Raw genomic sequence first — 20,876 nt, 5'->3', positions numbered from 1 at the left:
ACCCGGCATGTGAGAGACTTTTCCACCACCACGCCAGACAAGCCCTAGAACGCGGTCTGACGGGGGTCGTCCTGTTTCACCGTGCGGGGTCAACCGTGACTATCTACCTGCCCATAGCAGAGCTGTCGGTGAATATATTCATCATCCTCGGCATGGGTGCGGCCGTCGGCTTCCTGTCCGGCATGTTCGGCGTGGGCGGCGGGTTCCTGATCACGCCTCTTCTGATTTTCTACAACATCCCCCCCGTCGTGGCGGTGGCGACCGGTGCCAACCAGGTGGTGGCCTCTTCCGTTTCCGGCGCGATCACCCATTTCCGCCGCGGTTCGCTGGATATCAAGCTCGGTACGGTGCTGCTTGTCGGCGGTCTTGCCGGGGCGACCGTCGGCGTGTGGATCTTCTCCTGGCTCCGCAGCATCGGCCAACTCGACCTGTTCATCTCGCTGCTCTACGTCATCCTGCTGTCGACGATCGGGCTCCTGATGCTGCAGGAGAGCCTGCGGGCGATGCGCAAGGCCAAGCTCAACCAGCCGCTTCCATTGAAGAGGCCGGGCCAGCACAACTGGGTGCACCGGCTGCCCTTGAAGATGCGGTTCAAGAAATCGAAGATCTATCTTTCCGCCATTCCCGTCGTCATGCTCGGCTTTGCGATCGGCATCCTGACCTCGATCATGGGTGTCGGCGGCGGCTTCATCATGGTGCCGGCGATGATCTATCTGTTGCGCATCCCGACCAACGTGGTCGTCGGAACTTCGCTGTTCCAGATCATCTTCGTCACCGCCTATACGACGATCGTGCAGGCGGCGACCAACTATTCGGTCGATATCGTGCTGGCCTTCATCCTGATGGTGGCGGGCGTGATCGGGGCGCAATACGGCGTGCGCGTCGGCCAGAAGCTGCGTGGCGAACAGTTGCGCGCGCTTTTGGCTCTGCTCGTTCTGGCCGTCGGCATCCGCCTCGCCGTCGGCCTGTTCATCCGTCCGCAGGATCTCTACTCGGTCATCGTCGGGGGAGGATCGTAATGCTTCCTGCCCGCCTTTGCCGCGCCCTTGTGCTGCTTTTGCCGCTCTTCGTCCTGCCTGCCGGAAAAAGCCTGGCGCAGATCCCGATCGGCGAGGCCTCGACGGTGAAGGAAGGGCTCGATATCGGCGTTTCGACCAGCGAAATCGCCATTACTTCTGATTTCCGCGGTGCCGATCTCACCGTGTTCGGCGCGATCACCAATCCCGACGACCTGCTTCTGGCGATCGGCAATTACGACATCATCGTCACGCTCGAGGGCCCGCGCGACTATGCCACCGTGCGCAAGAAGGAGCGCATTTTCGGCGTCTGGGTGAATACCGATTCGATGACATTCGAGCAGGTGCCGGAAAGCTATTCGATCGCCAGCACCCGGCAGCTCGACGATCCGGCGCAGCTGCCGCCGATCGACACTGCCGGTGTCGGTATCGAGCACCTGCCGCTCAACCCGACGGGCTATATCCGCGATGTCGGCGAGCTTTCCGATTTCCGTGAGGCCTATCGCCGACTGAAGCTTTCAAGCGGGCTCTACCAGAAGGAGGCAAGCGGCGTGCGTTTCGTTTCCTCCAGCCTGTTTCGCGCCTCGCTCAGACTACCGGCCAATGTGCCGGATGGCGTTCATATCGTGCGCGCCTATCTGTATAAGGGCGGCACGCTGATCACCCAGAGAGAAATCCCGCTGCGCGTGGTCAAGACCGGCCTCGAACAGGCGATTACCGATACGGCCCACGACCGGCCGCTCCTGTACGGCGTGTTCAGCGTGCTGATCGCGCTTCTGACCGGCTGGGGCGCCAGTATCGCCTTCCGCAAGGAGTAGCCTTTCCGCTTCCCCAGCTCCAACCCAAGGGCCCAAGACCTGCCCTCACTCTGCCAGACCCATTGCCGCCATGCTGAAACATATCGCCGACCGACTGCCTGATCTCCGCCACCTGCTGCATCCGACGCAGTTGCGCGTGCTGATAAGGCGCAGCGAATTCGGCCTGATCGTGGTGGCGGCGGTGGTCGGCGTGCTTGCCGGCCTTGCCGTGTCTGCGATGAGCTTTGCCGCCCATGAACTGCAGATCCTGATCTTCCACATCGAGCCCGGCGAGAGACTGAGTGCGGCGGCGGATCTGGAACCGATGGTAACGCTCTGGGCGCCGGTCGTCGGGGGCGTGATTATGGGCGTGCTGTTCATGATCCTCAGAAAATGGCGCAAGAAGCCGATGGTCGACCCGATCGAGGCGAATGCGCTGCATGGCGGACGGCTGCACCTGACCGACAGTATCATCGTCGCGGTGCAGAACATCATTTCCAACGGTTTCGGTGCCTCGATCGGGCTGGAGGCCGGTTACACGCAGCTTTCCTCGGGCATCGCCTCCAAGCTCGGCCTGCTCCTGCAGCTGCGCCGGCAGGATCTGCGGATCCTCGTCGGCTGCGGCGCGGCCGGCGCCATCGCCTCAGCCTTTCATGCGCCGCTGACCGGCGCCTTCTACGCCTTCGAGCTGATCATCGGCACCTATACGGCCGTCAGCCTGGCGCCTGTCGTCGTCTCGGCGCTGGCTGCGACCTTCGTCACCCGGATCTTCATCGGCGATGCGTTCCTCATCGATATAGACAGCATCGGTACCGTGGTGCCGGCAGATTATCCGCCTGCCGTGGCACTCGGCATCATCTGCGCCGGTGGCGGCATACTCCTGATGAACGGCGTGAGCTATGTGGAGGAACTTGCCCGCAAGAGCTCGATCTCGCCGATCTATCGGCCGGCGCTCGGCGGCATCGTCGTCGGGCTTCTGGCGCTCATTGATACGCGCGTGCTTTCCGCCGGCCATGGGGCGCTGCATGAAAGCCTCAACCAGCACATGGCGATCGGTGCGGTGATCGGCCTGCTGCTGATCAAGTCGCTTGCCTCGGCGATCAGCATCGGCGCAGGGTTCCGCGGCGGCCTGTTCTTCGCCTCGCTTTTCCTCGGTGCGCTGATCGGCAAGCTGTTTGCCTATGCGACGCCCTTCCTGTTTGCCAATGCGACGCTTGCGCCGGCCACCTATGCGATCGTCGGCATGAGTGCCTTGTCGGTTGCGGTGATCGGCGGGCCGCTGACGATGACCTTCCTGGCGCTGGAAGTGACCGGCGACTTTCCGATCACCACACTGGCGCTTGCCGCCGTCATCGCATCCTCGGTCGTGGTGCGCACCACGTTCGGCTACTCGTTTGCCACGTGGCGTTTCCATCTGCGCGGCGAAAGCATTCGCAGCGCCCACGATATCGGCTGGATCCGCAACCTGACGGTCGACAAGCTGATGCGTGCCGATGTGAAGACGGCAAAAGCTGGCATGACGCTCGAAGACTTCCGCAAGGAGTTCCCGCTCGGTTCGACGCAGCGGGTCATCGTGATCGACGAAACCGACAAATATGTCGGCATCATCCTGACCCCGGAAATCTATGCCGCGCCGACCAATAGCGACGAAGAAGCGCCGGATCTGTCTTCGTTCATACGCTTCAAGAACGACGTTTTGCTGCGCAGCATGAATGCCAAGCAGGCGGCCGCGATGTTCGACCGGACCGAGGCGGAAGCACTTGCCGTGGTCAACAACCAGATCGAGCGCAAGGTCGTCGGCCAGCTTTCCGAAAGCCATACGCTGCGGCGCTACACGGAAGAACTGGACCGCAGGCGGCGGGAAGTTTCCGGCGAGCTCTGAGGAGCGGTTTGTTGCACGTAACATTCTGATCTTGCGGCAGATCAATGTGCGGCAAGATGGCCATGCGAAGATGACCTCGACCAAGGGAGGTCACCCAAGGAGGCCATAAAAATGTTCAAACACATCCTCATTCCGACCGACGGTTCGCCGCTTTCCACCGAAGCGATGGAAAAAGCGCTCGGCTTTGCCCGCGAAAGCAATGCGCAGGTAACGATCCTCGCGGTGATCGAACCGCTGCAGGTCTTCACCGTCTATCCGGTCGGCATGGATATCGCCTATGCCGAATACGAGCAGCGGGCCAATGAACAGGCCGACGGCATTCTGGCGGAGGCCAAGGCTGCGGCCGCGCAGCAGAGTGTCGAATGCAACATCGTCAAGAAGCAGAGCGTCGATCCCGCCGGCTGCATCGTCAAGACGGCGGAGGAGAAAGGCTGCGACGCGATCATCATGGCTTCGCATGGCCGCTCCGGCTTCAAGGCCTTCATGCTCGGCAGCGTGACGATGAAGGTTCTGGCCGGGTCGAAGCTGCCGGTGCTGGTCTATCGATAGAGCCGAAAAGGTCAGCCCAGCAAACTGCCATAGCGCACCGAATAGATGCGATCACGGCCGAGCAGATGCGCAACCAGCGTTTCCTGTCGAAACAGGCCTTGGATCGCCCGGTGACGGAGATCGAGACCGCCGGTCAGCACACCGAAGGCGGGCATGACGAGGCGGTGGCCATCACTGGCAAAGCAGGGACGGCGGACGGATTTCTCCCGGCGGCGGACGGTGGCCGCCGGATGAAGATGGCCGGCGATCTCGCCCTTCGACGAGATGAGGCTCGGCTCGTGGCGGAAGGTGAGGCCGCCATAGACGAGTTCGTCGCTCGACAGGCCCGGCAGGTCCGTCGTGCCATCGGGATCATGATTGCCGTTGATCCAGATCCAGTCGCGGCCGCGCGCCATGTCCGCGATCATGGCGCGAAATTCCGCCGGCAGATGTTCTGAACCCCGGCGGTCATGGAAGTTGTCGCCGAGCGAGACGACGACGCCCGGATCATAGCGGGCGATGACGGCAGAGAGGATGTTGAGCGTCGCCAGCGTATCATAGGGCGGCAGCATCATGCCGCGGCGGGCAAAGGCTGCGCCCTTTTCGAGATGCAGGTCGGAGACGACGAGCATCCGCGTTTCCGGCAGATAGAGCCCACCCAGCGGATCGCACACGGCGGCGACCCCGTGGACGAGGATGTCCTGGCTCCCAGGGCTCCCCCGGCTGCCTCCCGGCGCTCCGGCGGCCTGACCCGTCATCATTGTGCGGGGAAAAGTCCCCAGGCGATGCATCACTGTCGTTCGTCTTTCCAATTCAATCGAAGGTAGCCCTCATTCGCACTGCCGGCAATCCAGCATTTCGGCACGGTTATCGCGGATAGGGAGTCCCCCTCTGGTCTGCCGACCATCTCCCCCACAAGGGGGGAGAAGACCTGAGGAGACCGCCTGCCTCACCGACGGCATAACGGTTAGGCCAGGTTAAGCCCTCCCCCTTGTGGGGAGGGTTGGGAGGGGTCTTTTCCATCAACCATCCGCCCCCGCTACAATCCCGCTTCCGCAATCAACTCGTCTGCCGCCTCCTGCAGGACGGCGTCATGGGCCTCGCCGGGCACGGTCTCCTTGCCGATCTCCAGCATGATCGGCACCGCCAGAGGCGAAACGCGGTCGAGATCCCGGTGGGTTATATGCCCCTTTATCCGAGACAACATATCGGCGAGCCGGCCGATATCCAAAAGGCCGGACGCCGCATCGCGCCGCGTCGCTTCCAAGAGGATATGATCCGGTTCGTGGCTACGCAGCACGTCATAGATCAAGTCGGTCGAGACGGTGACCTGACGGCCGGTCTTTTCCTTGCCCGGATGACGGCGTTCGATCAATCCGGAAATCACGGCGCAATTGCGGAAGGTGCGCTTCAGCATATAGCTTTCATCGAGCCAGGCTTCGAGATCATCGCCCAGCATGTCCTCGTCGAACAGGTCGGACAGGCTCAAGGCGCCCTCGGCGATCATCGCGCCGAGATCGTTCAAGCCCCAGATGGCGAGCGAATAATCGGTGGCGACGAAGCCGAGCGGGCGGGCGCCGAGCCGTTCCAACCGGCGGGTGAGCAGCATGCCGAGCGTCTGGTGCGCCAGCCGGCCCTCGAAACAATAGGCGACCATGAAGAAGCGCTTGCCGCGCGGGAAGGTTTCGATCAGCAGCTCGTCCTTTTTCGGCAGCATGGAGCGTTCGAGCTGGATGTTCAGCCAGTCGCGCACCTGATCGGGCAGTTTTGTGCGGCGCTCGGGCTCGGCCAGCATGGCGCGGACCTGGTCGGCAAGGTAAGTGGTCAGCGGGAATTTTCCCCCGGCATAGGCGGGGATTTTCGGATCGAGCGAGAATGCGTTGGAGACGAGGCATTCGTTTTCGCGGATACCTTCGAAGCGCAGCACCTTGCCGGCGAAGAGGAAAGTATCGCCCTGGACGAGCTGTTCGAGAAAATATTCCTCGACCTTGCCGAGCGACATGCCTCCACGGCCAACCGTCCCCACGGCATTGCGTTTGACGAGACGGACATTGAGTTCGGTGGCCTCGACTATCGTGCCGAGGTTGAGCCGGTATTGCTGGGCGATCTGTGGATTGGAGACGCGCCAGCGGCCTTCCTTCGTCTTCCTGATCTTGGCGTAACGTTCATAGGAGCGCAGCGCATAGCCGCCGGTGGCGACGAAATCGACGATGCGCTCGAACATTTCCCATGACAGGCCGGCATAGGGCGAGGCGGAGATGATCTCGTCATAGAGCTCGAGCGGATCGAAAGGCTCGGCGCAGGCCATGCCGAGGACATGTTGGGCCAAGACATCGAGCGCGCCCTCGCCCACCGGCGGCGTATCCTGTGCGCCGAGATAATTGGCATCGAGGGCTGCCTGGCATTCCATAACCTCGAAGCGGTTGGCGGGCACGAGGATCGCCTTGGATGGCTCATCCATGCGGTGATTGGCGCGGCCGATGCGCTGGGCAAGCCGCGAGGCGCCCTTCGGCGCGCCGACATGGACGACGAGATCGATATCGCCCCAGTCTATCCCCATGTCGAGGGTCGAGGTGGCGACGACGGCGCGCAGCCGATTATCGGCCATGGCCGCCTCCACCTTGCGCCGCTGGCTGGCATCGAGCGAGCCGTGATGGAGGGCAATGGCTAAATTGTCCTCGTTGATCGTCCAGAGCGACTGGAACAGGAGTTCCGCCTGGAAGCGGGTGTTGACGAAGATCAGCGTGGTCTTGTGGCGCCTGATCTCCTCGTAGACCTCGGGGATGGCATAGGTGGAGACGTGGCCGGACCAGGGGATGCGCGTTTCGGTGCCCAAGATGGTGATGTCAGGAGCGGCACCGCCGGTCACATGGACGAGACCGGCGGGAGGTGCCGGCGTTTCGGCCTGCGGGGCGTTCTGCGGGGTGTTCTGCGGCACCAGCCAACGCTGCAGGTCCATCGGGTCGGCGACGGTGGCGGAAAGGCCGATCGTCTGCATGTTCGGCGCATGCCTGCGCAAGCGCGCGAGGCCAAGCGAGAGAAGATGGCCACGCTTGGAGGTGACGAGAGAATGGAGTTCGTCGAGCACGACATATTTCAGGTCCTTGAAGAAGCGCTCCGCCTCCTTGTTGGCGAGAAGCAGGGCAAGCTGTTCGGGTGTCGTCAGCAGGATATCCGGCGGGTTGAGCTTCTGGCGCTGGCGCTTGGATTGCGGCGTATCGCCGGTGCGGTTTTCGACGGTGACCGCAAGGCTCATCTCGGTGACCGGCTTCATCAGGTTGCGCTCGATATCAACGGTGAGCGCCTTCAAGGGCGAGATGTAGAGTGTGTGGATGCCGGTGAAGGGTGAGCCGGGCGGGATCTTTCCGCGCGACACGAGATCGGTGAGCGAGGGCAGGAAGCCGGCGAGCGTCTTGCCGGCACCCGTCGGGGCGATCAGGAGCATGTTCTCGCCGCCTTGAGCGCGGGCGAGCAGTTCCAGCTGATGGGCACGCGGCTGCCAGCCCTTTTCGGCGAACCATTTGAGGAACGGCCGGGGCAGCGTTACGGCATGAGTGCCGGCGGGTTTTGTTTCGACGAGATCCACGAGATGAAAGATAGGTTTTCACCGGCGGAAATGAAGGCCGCTACCGCACGATGTAGCGATCGGTGCGGTGATTGATGGCGAGCGTCAGGTTGAGGGTGAGTGCTGCGGCGACCGAGCAGGCGATGACGAAGGGGCCAGCGACAAAGAAGGACAGGATGAGCACGAGGCAGTCCAGCCCGAGCTGCACGAAGCCGGCCCGCCAGCCGAACTTGTCCTGCAGGTAGAGCGCCAATATGCCGAAACCGCCGAGCGAGGCGCGGTGGCGGAAGAGAACCAGCATGCCGCAACCGATCAGCAGGCCGCCGAAGAGTGCGGCGATGATCGGCTCGATCGTGCCGAAGGCGATGAGCCTGGGCAGGACGCCGGTCAGAACCGAGGTGAGTGCCACGGCAGCGAAAGTCTTCACCGTGAAGACGAGGCCGAGGCGCTTGTAGGCCAGCCAGTAAAAAGGCAGATTCATGGTGAAGAAGGCGGTGCCGAAGCTGACGCCGGTGGAATAGCGCAGGAGGAAGCCGAGGCCGGCGGTGCCGCCGATCAAAAGATGGGCAGCCTGCAGCATGATGACGCCGAGGGCTGCCAGCATCGAGCCGGCGATGACGCCCTGCACATCCTCGACGACCGAATGCCTTTCCGTAGAGGAGGCCCAGAAGCCGATCGGGCTTTTCTTCTTCTCCGCTACATCCGCCATGCCGCCCCCCGTTTCAAGCTCAGCGCACCGCGATATAGCGGTCGGAGCGATGGTTGATGGTGAGAAGCAGGTTGAGCACGACGGCGCTCAACAGCGACCACAGGACGGTGATCGGGCTGACGACGAGGAAGGCTGTCGCCATGACGCAGAGATCGAAGGCGAGCTGGACGAGGCCGGCGGGGATCTTGAACCGGTCCTGGATATAGATCGCCAGAATGCCGAGGCCGCCGAGCGACGAGCGGTGGCGATAGAGCCCGAGCAGGCCGAAGCCCAGAAGGATGCCTCCGAGAAGGGCCGCCCAGAAGGGATCGAGATGGCTGATGGAGATGAAGCGGTGTTCCAGGTCGGCAAGAACGGAGACGAGAGCGATCGCCACGAATGTCTTGAAGGAGAAGCCGATGCCAAGCCGGCGGAAAGACAAATAGTAGAAGGGCAGATTGAGAATGAAGAACAGAAGGCCGAAGGACCAGCCGAAGGCATAGTGAAACAGGAAGGCGACACCGGCGATACCGCTGGTCAGAAGCCCGACCTGGTTGAGCATGTAGAGCCCGAGCGCTGCCACCATGGCGCTGATGAAAATGCCCTGGGCATCCTCAAGCGGTGTGTGACGGGCCGGATCCTGACTGTAGAAGCCCAAACGGCTCTTTGCCGTGCCCTGTTCGTCAGCCACGCATTTCCCCTTGTTTCATGTTGTTTTGCGGCGATTTTGCACGGCAACACGAGGTTCAGCAAGCGGGAAGGCGGCGCGCCATCACGCCCGTGTGAAAACGCAAGAAAGCGTGTGGTCAGCCCATTTTTCGCGACAGAAACAGAATGCCGCTGACCGGCTTTCCGGCATCCATGCGAATGGTGGTGCGCTCCAGCTGCAGCAGTTCGAGCCGGTGATGGGCAAGAAGCAGCCGGATATGGGCTTCCGAATGGGCGTAGCGGAGGCTGTCGCGCAGCACGAAGCCTTGCGCCTGACCCTGGCCATGCCCCTGCCCGGCACCCTGCTCCTCCTGCGCCACTTCCTCGACCGAAAAGGCGAACAGGCCACCTGCGGCAAGAAGATCGATCACCAGCGGGAAGACGGTTTCGAGCGAGCCGAGATACATCAAGACATCGGCGGCTGAGACGAGGTCGGCGCGGTGATGCGGCAGGTGCGGGCCGAAAAGCCCGCTTTCTTCCGCGCTAAGGCTGAGATCGGACTGGGCAAGGTGATCGTAAAGACCTTTTTCCTCTGCCTTGGCCAGCATGTTCTGGGAGAGATCGAAACCTTCCAGCCGCTCGGTCCGGTCGCGGATCTCGGCGCCGAACAGGCCGGTACCGCAGCCGAGATCGACGGTCAGCACGAATGGCGCATGCGGCACGACCAGAGCGGCAAGTTTGCCGGGAACGGAGTAATCGAGCTTTTCGACAAGCGCGGTATCGAAGCGGTCGGCATAATCGTCGAACAGGCTTTCGACATAGCGGCTCGGCGGCTGGTCGGGCGCCTCCTCGGCACCGATCACGGCCAGCTTCAACCGCGCACCGAACACGTCGTCCGGTTCCAGTTCGAGTGCCCGGCGATAGGCCTCTTCGGCGGTTTCAAGCCCCGCCTTCTCACGGTATTCGCCAAGCCGGAACCAGCCGGCGGCCCAAGCGGGCGCCAGTTCCAGCGCCTGTTCCATCAGTTCGGCGGCGGCGGCAAAATCGCGGCCCTCGGCCAGCATGCGGGCATAATCGGCACGGCGGTCGGCGATCACGTCGCCGGAAGAGAACTGGCTCATCGTTTACTGTCCTGAAACACTGCCGCTCATTGCCGAAGCCACAAAAAAACTCAAGTTCTATTTGAGGAGCGCTGAAGAGTGCCTATCTCACGGTTGCCGGGCAAGCCCTGCACGGCTATGGCATATGGATAGAACGGAGACGATCAAGAATGGCGGATGGCGTGAACAAGTTCCTCGGCGATTCGATCGGCCGGACGATCGTCAAGCTGATCGTGGTCTGCCTAATTGTCGGTTTCGTGCTCGCCTTCTTCGGCTTCACGCCTCACAATATCGTTGACAGCGTTCGCTATTATTTCCTCGATCTCTGGTATAACGGTTTCCGCGCACTCGGACGCGTGGGCGACTATCTGCTGCTCGGCGCGATCGTGGTGATCCCGATCTTTATCGTATTGCGCCTGATGAGCTACCGTCGCTGACATGACCTTTATGACTGCTTCTTCCCGGCGGGGTTTCCTCGCCATTTCCGGCCTTGCCATGGCAGGAACCGCGCTGACCCTGGCCGGCTGTTCCACCACCAACACGGCCCTTGCCCCGACCACGGGTGCGCAGGACGATACCGTTGCGGCGCTGCCGATGGTCAACAAGCTCAGGGCAAGCAAGGGCCTTTCCGCACTGACGCTCGATGCCCCGGCACGAACGGCCGCGTCGATCCAGGCCGTTCGCATGGCGAAGGCAGAGGAGATGCAGCACCTGATCGGCATCGGCGACGATTTCGGAAAGCGGATGAAGCGCAGTGACGTGAAGCTGCCGGCGGCGGAAAATATCGCCAGCGGCCAGCATTCCGTCGAAGCCGCGGTCCAGGCCTGGATCAATTCTCCCAAGCATCTGGAGAACATGCTCGGCAATTATCGCGGCCTCGGCGTTGCCATGGCAACGGGGGCGGATGGCCGCTCCTACTGGTCGATGGTGCTTTCCAGCGGGTCTTAAGACGGTTCGGGCGGGGGCCCTTCAGGACGATGGGGCGGCAACAGGCAATCGGCGACGACCTTTCCGGTCATGACCGTTCCAATCCAGCGACGGCGGTCCATCCGTTCACCGTGACGCATCGAGGCGTGCTGTCGATCGCCCTGCCGATGACGCTCGGCTACCTGACGACGCCGCTTCTGGGACTGACCGCCACCGGCGTCGTCGGCCGGCTCGGCGATCCGGCAGCGCTTGGCGGGCTTGCGATCGGCGCCATCCTGTTCGACCTGATCTTCGGCAGCCTCAGTTTCTTCCGCACCTCGACCACGGGTTTGACGGCGCAGGCTTTCGGCCGTGGCGACGGACGCGAGGAGCAGGCGGTGTTCTGGCGGGCGCTGATCAGCGCCATCGGGCTGGGGCTCGCCATGCTTCTGCTGACGCCGCTGATCCTTGCCTATGCGCCCGAGCTGATGAGCGACGACAAGGCCGTGGCAGATGTGACGCGCCACTATTTCGGCATTCGGGCACTGAGCAGCCCGGCCACCTTCATCAATTTCGCCATTCTCGGTTATGTTTTGGGGCGCGGACAGGGGATGACAGGCCTGTTGCTGCAGATCGTCATCAACGGCAGCAATATCGTGCTGTCGGTCACGATCGGGCTCACGCTCGGTCACGGTGTGGAGGGTGTCGCCTGGGGTACGGCGCTTGCCGAGGTGATCGGCGCCGTCGTCGGGCTGATCATCGTCTTGCGCCAATTCCATGGCATGCGGGCAGAGCGGCCGGCGCTCGGAGAAATTCTCGATCGCAGCAAGCTGAAGGCGCTGTTTGAGCTCAATGCCGATATCCTGATCCGCTCGCTGGTGCTGAACTGCGCCTATGCGATCATGACGCGGGTCGGATCGAGCTTCGGCGCCATCACGCTTGCCGCCAATGCAGTGCTGATGAATGTCTTCATGCTCTGTTCGTTCTTCCTCGACGGGCTGGCAGGGGCTGCCGAGCAGCTGGCCGGACGGGCGATCGGTGCCCGCTTCCGGCCGGCCTTCGACCAGGCGCTGAAGCTGACGGCCTTCTGGTCGTTCTTCATGGCGGCGCTTCTGGCACTGTTCTTTCTCGTCTTCGGATCTCAGATCATTGCGCTCCTGACGACATCGGAACCAGTGCAAGTGGAAGCGCAGGCGCATCTCTTCTGGGCAGCGCTGACCGGCATGACCGGTGCGCTCGCCTTCCAGCTCGACGGCGTGTTCATCGGGGCGACATGGTCGAAGGCGATGCGCAACATGATGCTCATTTCGCTTCTCGGCTTCGGCATCAGCCTGGCGATCCTCGTGCCGGCTTTTGCCAATCACGGCCTGTGGCTGTCGCTCAACCTGTTTCTCGGCATGCGCGGGCTTTTCCTTGCCGCCATGCTGCCATCCAAGGCGCGCGAGAGTTTTTGAGGCTCTCGCGGCGATAGAAGTTAGAGTGTCTGCGAGGCCCAGTGGTCGACGCGGGTATCGCGCAAGTCGCGGATCGATTTTGCACCCTGCCGGTCGAGCAGCTTCGACAGGCCGCGGTTGATCGAACCGGGCAGGCCCGGCCCCTCATAGACCATGCAGGAATAGACCTGGACGAGATCGGCGCCGGCGCGGATCTTTTCCAGCGCATCTTCGGCGCTGCCTACGCCGCCGACGCCGATGATCGGCAGGTCGGGGCCGACGCGCTTGCGCATGCGGGCCAGAACGGCAGTGGCGCGGGCAAAGAGCGGCGCGCCGGACATGCCGCCCGTCTCCCTCGCATGGACCTGATCCTTCAGGCCTTCGCGCGAAAGCGTGGTGTTGGAGACGATCAGGCCATCGAGATCATGGGCCAGCACTTCGGCGGCGATATCGTCCAGCCCCTCCTCGGTCAGATCGGGCGCGATCTTCAGGAAGACCGGCAGTTTTCGGCCGAGCCTGTCCGCCTCTTCGTTGCGGGCGGCAAGTGTTGCGGAAAGAAGGGCGGCAAGGCTTTCGCGCGCCTGCAGGTCGCGCAGGCCCGGCGTGTTGGGCGAGGAAATGTTGGCGGTGAAATAGGAGGCGACGGAGGCGAAACGACGGATGCCGGCGACGTAATCGGCAATGCGGTCGGTGCTTTCCTTGTTGGCGCCGATATTGACGCCGACAAGACCGGAATGACCGCTGCGGCGGAAATTCGACAACCGCGCGAAGACCGGTTCATGCCCTTCGCTGTTGAAGCCGAAACGGTTGATGACCGCGCGGTCCTCGACAAGGCGGAACAGGCGCGGCTTGGGATTGCCGGGCTGCGGCTTCGGCGTGACCGTGCCGATCTCGACATGGCCGAAACCGAGTTTCAGCAGCGCCTGCGGCACTTCGGCATTCTTGTCGTAGCCAGCGGCAAGGCCGATCGGGTTTTCAAACCGGATGCCGGCGATCGTCCGGGCCAGACGCGGGTCCGCCTTTGGCGCGCAGACCGGGGTTATTCCGGTCTTCAGCGCCGCAATCGACAGGCCATGGGCGGTTTCGGGATCGAAGACGAAAAGGCTGCGGGAGGCAATCCCCGCGAGACGGCCGATCATGGCATTTTCTCCGGAAAGGCATGCTGTCCGTCAACGCCGATCAGGAGCGGCATTTCCCACAGGACAGCGGACAGCGGCAGGGTGCCGTAAAGATGCGGAAAGAGATCGCCACCACGGGAAGGCTCGAACCTGAGCGCCTCGCCAAGGGCCAAAACATTGACGGCGACCAGCATGAGCCCGGCGACACCTGAAAAATGCAGCCGCGCCGTCTCGCGCGCCTGGGCGCCGGTGGAAAAATGGATATAGCCGTCGCGATGGTCGATCTCGGCCCCTTCGAACACGCCCGCCGCCTTGGCGTCACGCCAGATGCTGTCGGGGACGATCTTGTAAACGGTATCCGTCATCACACATCTCCCGTAGGATCCGGGCTTCGCATCATGCCCGATGAAACCGCGGCCTTTTCGCCACCCTGACAGAACCCCGGGCCGGAAAAGCCGTTAACACCGACATGCGGTGGCTGCGGACCGTTTGCCGCAAAGGCGGCCAAATGTCCATCACTATCGGAGGAGACAAATATGCGCAGATTGGCAACCATCACGGCCGGGCTCGCCCTTGCTGCCGGCGGCGCTGAGGCGGAACCGAGGTTCACGATGCAGTGCACCGATCAGGGGATCGTCAGGCTCGATACCGAGACCGGCGCGATCACCACCTGCCGGGAGGAAAGCGGAGAACTCGCCTGCCGGATGGCTCCCGACGAACGGGCGGCCTATGACAAGGAGCTGGATCTCTTGCAAAAGCGGGTGACCGCCCTGGAGGAGCGATTGAGCCAGACGCCGCCCGACAGACTTCAGAACCAGTTGCCGAGCGACGCGGAGGTCGACCGGTCGCTGTCGATCATGGAACGGTTCATGCGCAGCTTCATGGGTATCGTGCGCGAATTCACTGAAGAGAAGCCGGGAGAGGCGCAGCCGGACCGCACCTGAGCTCTCGGGCGGGCTATCGACGGGCGCAGATGCCGCGGCGGCATTGTCGCAAAATCGCGACAGATCGAGGAGAATAAGGATGCCACCGGATTGTCTTCCACAGACGGCACCGGAACGGCGCCCTTGTTTCGACGCGGCAAGAAGGCTACAAATTTAAGTAAGGCCTTGAGGAGGGCCGCGGGATAGTCATCCCGGCACAACTATGCCTTTGGGAGGAGGCGTGGGAATGCAGACACTCACTATCATTATCGCAGACGATCATCCGCTGTTTCGCGGCGCGCTGGTTCAGGCCCTCAAGGCCATGAGCGAGGATGTCACGATCATCGAATGCGGCGAATTTTCCGCCGCTCTCAGGGCCGGCGAGGAACACCCCGATGCCGACCTGATGCTGCTCGACCTCGCCATGCCGGGGGTCAGCGGCTTTTCCGGGCTGATGACATTGAGGGCGCAGTTTTCCGCGCTACCGATCGTCATCGTTTCGGCCACCGACGACTGTGCCACCGTGCGCCGGTCGATCGAGCTCGGCGCGTCGGGCTTCATTCCCAAATCATCGGGTCTCGACGACATTCGCGGGGCGATCCGCACCGTGCTCGACGGCGGCATCTTCACCCCCGGCGGCGATCAGGGCCTCGGCGACGACGATCCGGCACTGAACGAGATCTTCGACAGGCTGAAGACGCTGACACCGCAGCAGAACCGCGTGCTGACCATGCTGGCCGAGGGCCTGCTCAACAAGCAGATCGCCTATGAGCTCGGCGTCTCGGAGGCGACGATCAAGGCGCATGTCTCGGCCATCCTGTTGAAGCTCAATGTCGACAGCCGCACGCAGGCGGTGATCAAGCTCGGCAAGATCAACATGGCGATGGTGGCGTAAGGTAGAGCGAGAGGATTTTATTCCTCTCCTCCCTTTACGCGAGAGGGCTGCTCGGCTAAAATCGCGATCGCCTGGGACGATCGTCTCCACCCGATTGTGTGGATCTGATTGTCTTGATCTGATCGTCATGGGCACCAATGCAGGCCGGGCCAAGCAAACCCGGCTGTTTCACCTTCGGCCGACGACTTCGCCCAGAGTGTTCCGATCGATGCGATCCATGCCGATCGACCGGTGACGACAGGAGGGCCAAGGGCAAGGAGCCGGAAAACGACCGGGGCCAGGCCACGATGCTGTCACATGAAGCCATATGGAACGCGATCGACAGGCTGGCCGAAGGCCATCAGCTAACGCCATCAGGCCTTGCCAGACGGGCGGGCCTCGACCCGACATCGTTCAACCGCTCGAAACGGCTCGGGCCTGACGGGCGACTCAGATGGCCGTCGACGGAATCGCTGTCGAAGGTGCTCGATGCGACCGGGGCGACGATCGATCAGTTCATGAGCTACCTGCCGCCGAGCAACCGCAACCAGATACCGGACGGCAATTTTCCACCGCAATCGGGCACGATCCCGCTGCTCGGCTTTGCGCAGGCCGGTGCCGGCGGCTTTTTCGACGATGGCGGCTTTCCCGCCGGCCAGGGCTGGGATGTCGTCGAATTCCCGGTCGATCCGTCCCGCAAGGCCGGCGTCTACGCGCTCGAAGTGCAGGGCGAATCGATGATGCCGCTCTATCGCGACGGCGACGTGCTGATCGTCGAGCCGGGCGCGCAGGTGCGCCGCGGCGACCGGGTGGTGCTGAAGACCCGCGAGGGCGAGGTGATGGCCAAGGTTCTCGCCCGCCAGAGCCCGCGCACGGTCGAGGTGATGTCGCTCAATCCCGACCATCCGAACCGGGTCTTCGATCTTTCCGACGTGGAATGGATGGCACGGATCATCTGGGCAAGCCAGTAAGGCCAGCCGCGCTGCCGGCAAAGTCGTACGGCATGAGGCCGACACGATCGGCTCAGGAACAAATTCCCAGGATCAATAGAGACCGTTGGGGAAATAGCGCAGGTAGAGATCCTGCAGCCTGCCATTGCGCGACAGTTCCGCCAGCGCCTGATCGAAGGCTGCGACGAGAAGCGGATCGCTCTTGCGGACCATGATCGACAGGCCCTCGCCGAGAAATTTCTCCGAGACGTAGGGACCGTCGAAAAGCGTGCAGCACCTATCCGATGCATCGCTTGCGACCCAGAAAGACAGGCGAAGCCCATCCGAAAAGACCAGATCGACAGCGCCGGATTTCAGCGCCGCCATCATCTCCGCTTCGCTCGCATAGGGGACTGCCGTTGCCGCCGGGAAGAAGGCCTTGAACATCACCTCATGGGCACTGTCCTTCACCACGCCAACCCGCTGGGTGGATAGTGCTGCAGCCGTGTCGCCCGGCAGGCTCGCCGCGCGTCTTTTGGCAAAGCGGGCGGGAATGCCGATATAGGGGCGCGAGAACAGGAAGCGCTGGCGCAGTTCAGGCGTCATGGCGATGCCGGCCATCACCGCCTCGCCGCCATTGGCTTCCAGCGTCTTTTCCAGATCGGCGAAGGGGAGTGCCTGTATCTGGCATTTTGCCTCGAGATCGAGTTCGGCGCAGATCTCGCGGGCGAGATCGACATTGAAGCCCGACAGCCGGCCGCTCTGGTCGGCGAAATTGAAGGGCGGAAAGTCGGCCGTCGTCAGGATGCGGATGCGCACGACGGCTGACAGATCCGGCCGCGCCAACCGCTCGTGGCTGTCGAACATCAAGGGGAGCGTGGCCGCGGCGCTTTGCGTTCTGGTTTCGGCTGCATTCGCCTCGGCCAAGATGAACAATGACGCGGTGGCGACCACAATTCCAGCGACCACACGGCGGAACCCTTTGCTGGCATCGCTGCGCCCCCAATCGAATGCCCAGCGGAATGCCAAGTCGAAAGCCCCCTGGCAAACTGGGGATGTAATCATCCGGAGCCCCTTTATTATGCGACGTGGGATAGGGTCGGGCATGCCTTGCGGAGTGCCATCGGGAACGGTGTAACAGAACCATGCGCATCGGGGAATATCCGCCGCAGGGAGCGGTGGCGTGCGATGATCGGCCGGCAACAGAGGGCCATAAGGCACAACAGAGGCCGGATGAGGCAGCCGATCCGGGCTTTGCCGGTGCGGAAGCGGCCGCACTGGCGGCACTCGGCTTTTCCAAGCCGATGATCGCGGCGCTCGGCGAACGCGCATTTGTGAACGGCACGTCACTGGAGGCGGAACTCATCGCCTCCGGTGAGGTGGACGAAGAAGCCTATTACGGCGCGATGGCACGGCTTCTGCGTCTGCCGTTGCTGTCCGAGATCGATGCCGGGCTTGTCGTCGATGCGGAGACGATCGACAGTCAGCTTCTGCGTCCTACCATGCTGCGGCTTGCCCATCGCAACCGGGCACCGGAAACGGCGATCGTTCCCTCGGCCGGCCGCCTCGCAGACCTTGCCGCGACGTTTGCGGCGATGCCGCTCCTCGGGCGTGACCTTGCCATTACCACGCCCTCGGCAATCCGCCGCGCCGTCTGGGCGGCCGGGGCCGTTCGGCGCGGACGGCAAGCAAGCCAGGCACTGTTTGAAAGGAGGCCATTGTTCTCCGCGCGAGTGGTGCTTTCGGGCGCCCAGGGGTTCATCGCCGGGATGGTTGCTGCGACGATGATGGCGGCCTTGCTGATTGCGACGGGAGAGACGCTGCTTTTCCTGCATGTGCTCCTGTCGCTGACCTATCTCGCTTCGCTCATGCTGCGGCTGACGGCACTGGCCGCGAAAATATTCCGGCCGGCGACAACGAGCGCGGCGCAGACGGCGCCCGCCCCCCTGCCCCGCTACACCGTCATGGTGGCGCTCTATCGGGAGGCACCCGTGGCAAGCCAGCTGGTGGCGAGCCTGTCACGCCTCGACTGGCCGCCGGCCCTCCTCGATATAAAACTCGTCTGCGAGGAGGACGACAGCGAGACCATTCAGGCATTGGAAGCTCTTGTCCTCGGCCCGCAATTCGAGATCGTCAGGGTTCCGGCGATCGGGCCGCGGACGAAACCGAAGGCGCTCACCTATGCCCTGACCGCTGCGCGCGGCGAGTATTTGGCGATCTACGATGCCGAAGACCGACCGCATCCGGGGCAATTGCGCGAGGCCTATGCGCGTTTTCGCGCGGGCCCACCGGAGCTTGCCTGCCTGCAGGCGCCGCTGATCATCGCAAATCCGCGACAGTCGTTCATCAGCGCCATGTTCTCGCTTGAATATTCGGCGCTGTTTCGCGGCCTTCTGCCGCTTCTGGCCACAGCGCGGATGCCCCTGCCGCTCGGCGGCACGTCCAACCATTTCAGGACGCAGATCCTGCACGAGGTAGGCGGCTGGGATCCGTTCAACGTGACCGAGGATGCCGATCTCGGGCTGCGCCTCCATCGGCTGGGCTATCGCTGCGACGTGATGACCCGGCAGACGCTGGAGGATGCGCCCGTCGAGATCAGTGTATGGATGGCGCAGCGCGCCCGCTGGTTCAAGGGATGGGCACAGACCTGGCTGGTTTTGATGCGCGAGCCCTTGCGGCTGTTTGGCGAATTAGGCCCGGCAGCCTTCGCAACCTTTCACCTCATGGTCGGCGGAATGCTGGTTTCGGCGCTGCTGCATCCGCTGATCTTCGTCTTCCTCTGGCTTGGCGCATCGGCCCTGCTCGATGCCCCGAAGGACGACCTGCCGCTTGGCGCCGTATCGCTCTTCGCCATGGACTTCGTCAATATTCTCGGCAGCTATCTGATCTTTCTCGGGCTCGGGGTGGGCTCGATGATCGATCACGAGAAAAGGCTTATCGGCTGGCGCTGGGCACTCGTTCCACTTTATTGGCTGATGATTTCCGTCGCCAGCTGGAGAGCGCTGATCGAACTCAGGACCAGGCCCTTCCACTGGAACAAGACACCGCACAGTCCGGCTGCCAAGGCCTGAGACTGCGGAGACGCCAATCACGGCCCGGACAGCAGGATCTTCATGCGGGGATCGTCGGGGGTCTTGCCAGTGAAATCCTGGACATCGGGGCCACCCGGATCGATCGAATACCAGAAACCCTGGTCGGGCGTGTTGTAGCCTTGCTGGCCGGCATAGACACCGAACCACGTGTAACCCGTCCAGACATCCTTGTTCCTGCCCATATAGGCCAGCATGTCACCGAGTTCGCGATAGCAGGCCTCGTTGCGGCCGACGGCGAACTCTCCGAGGAAAAGCCGCTGCTTGTTGGCACGCGCCCATTTGGTGGAATCGACCAGGATCGATGTGCCGGTGCCGCGATTGCAGGTCTCCTTCTGGCCGGCACTGTAGTCATCGAAATACCGATGAACGTCGATGACCATGTTGTTGCCGGGATCGCGGACGATCGCGCCAAGCGGCGTGCCCCGTTTTTCACTGGTCCAGGACAGGTCGTAGGCGAAGCCCAATCCATCGAGAAGGATGGCGTTGGTGGCGCCGGTGGAGCGAATGTCGCGAAGCACCGTATTGTATGTGGCACCCAGCGTCGGCCCGTCGACATCATGCGGCTCGTTCATGATGCCGAACATGACCTTCGGGTTCGATTTGAATTTTTGGGCAATTTTCACCCACAGATCGGCGAATTGGGTCGCCGGGACGGCCGGATCCTCACCGATAACGACCTGCTTTTCCGGCACAGGCCGGCTCGGGCGCTTGTCGAAATTGAGGTCGCGACGCATAAAGTTATGAATGTCGATGATCACCGTAGCGCCGGCACCGGTGAGGAAATCGGTCTCCTTCTGCAGGGCGGCGACAACCGTCGGGTCAAGCTCACCACCCAGTTTGGGCTGTATCCACTCCCATGCCACGACGATGCGGAACACCCGCATTCCCTTGCCGAGATAGTAGTTCATCCCGGCAGGCGTCGCCCAAGTGGTGGAACCGGAATAAAAGCCGTGATTGCCGACGAGGTTGACGCCGCGACCATACTGGAAATCCGTTGCTTCTGCGACCGGCCCTGCCGAACCGGCCAGAACCGCAATTGCAGCCAGCAGGTATTTCCTCATCTTGCATCCCTCAAACGTGCAGCACCGGCCGAAAGACTGCCATGCGGGTACTGCAACCGCGGCCGGCTCGTGCGCCACCTTATTGCGCCGCCACTAAAGCGCAAGTCCAAGTCGTCTCTCTTCATGCTCGACGGCACAGGGGCGGACAGGAATATACAATCACTCAAGCTTACACCCGCCACCGCCAGAAGAAATACAACAAGATCCCTAGAATGTTACTTCCCGCATGTCTCTACATGCAATCGTGATGCGGGGTGATGTGAGCCTCCACGCGCAAGCAAACTTCCGATATTGACTCGAGGCATGTCGCGAATAT

Annotated in this window: 20 protein-coding genes; 11 read left to right on the top strand and 9 right to left on the bottom strand. The window is 62.5% G+C overall.

Going from position 1 to position 20,876, the window contains the following annotated elements; genetic code table 11:
• Positions 1 to 95 precede the first annotated feature (95 nt).
• The 4 genes from NCHU2750_RS00705 (at position 96) to NCHU2750_RS00690 (ending at position 4,244) form a co-directional block, all read left to right on the top strand.
• Complete coding sequence (locus NCHU2750_RS00705; RefSeq protein WP_119938691.1) at positions 96 to 1,019, top strand: sulfite exporter TauE/SafE family protein; 924 nt, start codon at positions 96 to 98, stop codon at positions 1,017 to 1,019.
• The gene (locus tag NCHU2750_RS00700; protein ID WP_119938690.1) at positions 1,019 to 1,834 is read left to right on the top strand and encodes a TIGR02186 family protein; all 816 of its coding nucleotides are present in this window, start codon (positions 1,019 to 1,021) and stop codon (positions 1,832 to 1,834) included. The genes NCHU2750_RS00705 and NCHU2750_RS00700 overlap by 1 nt, the downstream gene beginning before the upstream one ends.
• 70 nt (positions 1,835 to 1,904) lie before the next feature.
• A complete protein-coding gene (locus NCHU2750_RS00695) occupies positions 1,905 to 3,695 on the top strand; it encodes a chloride channel protein (RefSeq protein ID WP_119938689.1) in 1,791 nt (596 codons plus the stop codon).
• A 111-nt stretch (positions 3,696 to 3,806) separates the two neighbouring features.
• A complete protein-coding gene (locus NCHU2750_RS00690) occupies positions 3,807 to 4,244 on the top strand; it encodes a universal stress protein (protein WP_119938688.1) in 438 nt (145 codons plus the stop codon).
• A gap of 11 nt (positions 4,245 to 4,255) precedes the next feature.
• Here the strand turns inward: NCHU2750_RS00690 and pdeM are convergent, their stop codons facing one another.
• The 5 genes from pdeM to NCHU2750_RS00665 all read right to left on the bottom strand — a co-directional run bounded on the left by pdeM (position 4,256) and on the right by NCHU2750_RS00665 (position 10,245).
• Positions 4,256 to 4,981, bottom strand: coding sequence for a ligase-associated DNA damage response endonuclease PdeM (gene pdeM, locus NCHU2750_RS00685; RefSeq protein WP_119942786.1), 726 nt, complete (start codon positions 4,979 to 4,981; stop codon positions 4,256 to 4,258).
• A gap of 281 nt (positions 4,982 to 5,262) precedes the next feature.
• Positions 5,263 to 7,809, bottom strand: a complete 2,547-nt coding sequence (locus tag NCHU2750_RS00680; RefSeq protein ID WP_162939435.1) for a ligase-associated DNA damage response DEXH box helicase — start codon at positions 7,807 to 7,809, stop codon at positions 5,263 to 5,265.
• A 40-nt stretch (positions 7,810 to 7,849) separates the two neighbouring features.
• Complete coding sequence (locus NCHU2750_RS00675) at positions 7,850 to 8,497, bottom strand: YitT family protein (RefSeq protein ID WP_119938686.1); 648 nt, start codon at positions 8,495 to 8,497, stop codon at positions 7,850 to 7,852.
• Between the two features lie 19 nt (positions 8,498 to 8,516).
• Positions 8,517 to 9,167 carry a YitT family protein gene (locus NCHU2750_RS00670; protein WP_245480300.1) on the bottom strand — a complete coding sequence of 217 codons (651 nt, stop codon included), beginning with the start codon at positions 9,165 to 9,167 and terminating at the stop codon, positions 8,517 to 8,519.
• Positions 9,168 to 9,282: 115 nt separating this feature from the next.
• Positions 9,283 to 10,245, bottom strand: a complete 963-nt coding sequence (locus NCHU2750_RS00665) for a class I SAM-dependent DNA methyltransferase (RefSeq protein WP_119938685.1) — start codon at positions 10,243 to 10,245, stop codon at positions 9,283 to 9,285.
• A gap of 149 nt (positions 10,246 to 10,394) precedes the next feature.
• Here NCHU2750_RS00665 and NCHU2750_RS00660 point away from each other — a divergent pair, with 149 nt between their 5' ends.
• The 3 genes from NCHU2750_RS00660 (at position 10,395) to NCHU2750_RS00650 (ending at position 12,584) form a co-directional block, all read left to right on the top strand.
• The gene (locus NCHU2750_RS00660) at positions 10,395 to 10,661 is read left to right on the top strand and encodes a DUF6460 domain-containing protein (protein WP_119938684.1); all 267 of its coding nucleotides are present in this window, start codon (positions 10,395 to 10,397) and stop codon (positions 10,659 to 10,661) included.
• A gap of 10 nt (positions 10,662 to 10,671) precedes the next feature.
• Positions 10,672 to 11,172, top strand: coding sequence for a CAP domain-containing protein (locus NCHU2750_RS00655; RefSeq protein WP_119942781.1), 501 nt, complete (start codon positions 10,672 to 10,674; stop codon positions 11,170 to 11,172).
• A 146-nt stretch (positions 11,173 to 11,318) separates the two neighbouring features.
• A complete protein-coding gene (locus tag NCHU2750_RS00650; RefSeq protein ID WP_245480437.1) occupies positions 11,319 to 12,584 on the top strand; it encodes an MATE family efflux transporter in 1,266 nt (421 codons plus the stop codon).
• Positions 12,585 to 12,604: 20 nt separating this feature from the next.
• Here NCHU2750_RS00650 and NCHU2750_RS00645 read toward each other — a convergent pair whose 3' ends face one another.
• The gene (locus tag NCHU2750_RS00645; protein WP_119938682.1) at positions 12,605 to 13,702 is read right to left on the bottom strand and encodes a quinone-dependent dihydroorotate dehydrogenase; all 1,098 of its coding nucleotides are present in this window, start codon (positions 13,700 to 13,702) and stop codon (positions 12,605 to 12,607) included.
• Positions 13,699 to 14,046 (bottom strand): DUF952 domain-containing protein, encoded by a 348-nt coding sequence (locus NCHU2750_RS00640; protein WP_119938681.1) that lies wholly within the window; start codon positions 14,044 to 14,046, stop codon positions 13,699 to 13,701. Before NCHU2750_RS00640 ends, NCHU2750_RS00645 begins: the two co-directional genes overlap by 4 nt.
• Positions 14,047 to 14,217: 171 nt before the next feature.
• Here NCHU2750_RS00640 and NCHU2750_RS00635 point away from each other — a divergent pair, with 171 nt between their 5' ends.
• From NCHU2750_RS00635 to NCHU2750_RS00625, 3 genes are all read left to right on the top strand, one after another.
• The gene (locus NCHU2750_RS00635; protein WP_119938680.1) at positions 14,218 to 14,625 is read left to right on the top strand and encodes a hypothetical protein; all 408 of its coding nucleotides are present in this window, start codon (positions 14,218 to 14,220) and stop codon (positions 14,623 to 14,625) included.
• 226 nt (positions 14,626 to 14,851) lie between these two features.
• Complete coding sequence (locus NCHU2750_RS00630; RefSeq protein ID WP_119938679.1) at positions 14,852 to 15,499, top strand: response regulator; 648 nt, start codon at positions 14,852 to 14,854, stop codon at positions 15,497 to 15,499.
• Positions 15,500 to 15,786: 287 nt separating this feature from the next.
• Positions 15,787 to 16,449, top strand: a complete 663-nt coding sequence (locus tag NCHU2750_RS00625; protein WP_119938678.1) for a LexA family transcriptional regulator — start codon at positions 15,787 to 15,789, stop codon at positions 16,447 to 16,449.
• Between the two features lie 72 nt (positions 16,450 to 16,521).
• Here the strand turns inward: NCHU2750_RS00625 and NCHU2750_RS00620 are convergent, their stop codons facing one another.
• A complete protein-coding gene (locus NCHU2750_RS00620; RefSeq protein WP_245480436.1) occupies positions 16,522 to 17,274 on the bottom strand; it encodes a transporter substrate-binding domain-containing protein in 753 nt (250 codons plus the stop codon).
• A 278-nt stretch (positions 17,275 to 17,552) separates the two neighbouring features.
• On the opposite strand from NCHU2750_RS00620, the gene NCHU2750_RS00615 reads away from it, so the two are divergent.
• Entirely contained in the window at positions 17,553 to 19,478 is a 1,926-nt protein-coding gene (locus NCHU2750_RS00615) for a glycosyltransferase family 2 protein (protein WP_119938676.1), read from the top strand.
• A 17-nt stretch (positions 19,479 to 19,495) separates the two neighbouring features.
• On the opposite strand, the gene NCHU2750_RS00610 is transcribed toward NCHU2750_RS00615, so the two are convergent.
• Positions 19,496 to 20,560, bottom strand: a complete 1,065-nt coding sequence (locus NCHU2750_RS00610; protein ID WP_119938675.1) for a glycoside hydrolase family 5 protein — start codon at positions 20,558 to 20,560, stop codon at positions 19,496 to 19,498.
• Between the last annotated feature and the right edge of the window lie 316 nt (positions 20,561 to 20,876).

Source organism: Neorhizobium sp. NCHU2750 (genome assembly GCF_003597675.1).
Lineage (GTDB): Bacteria > Pseudomonadota > Alphaproteobacteria > Rhizobiales > Rhizobiaceae > Neorhizobium.
The sequence above is the reverse complement of the archived record's forward strand: the minus strand, read 5'-3'. Positions and strand labels throughout refer to the sequence as shown.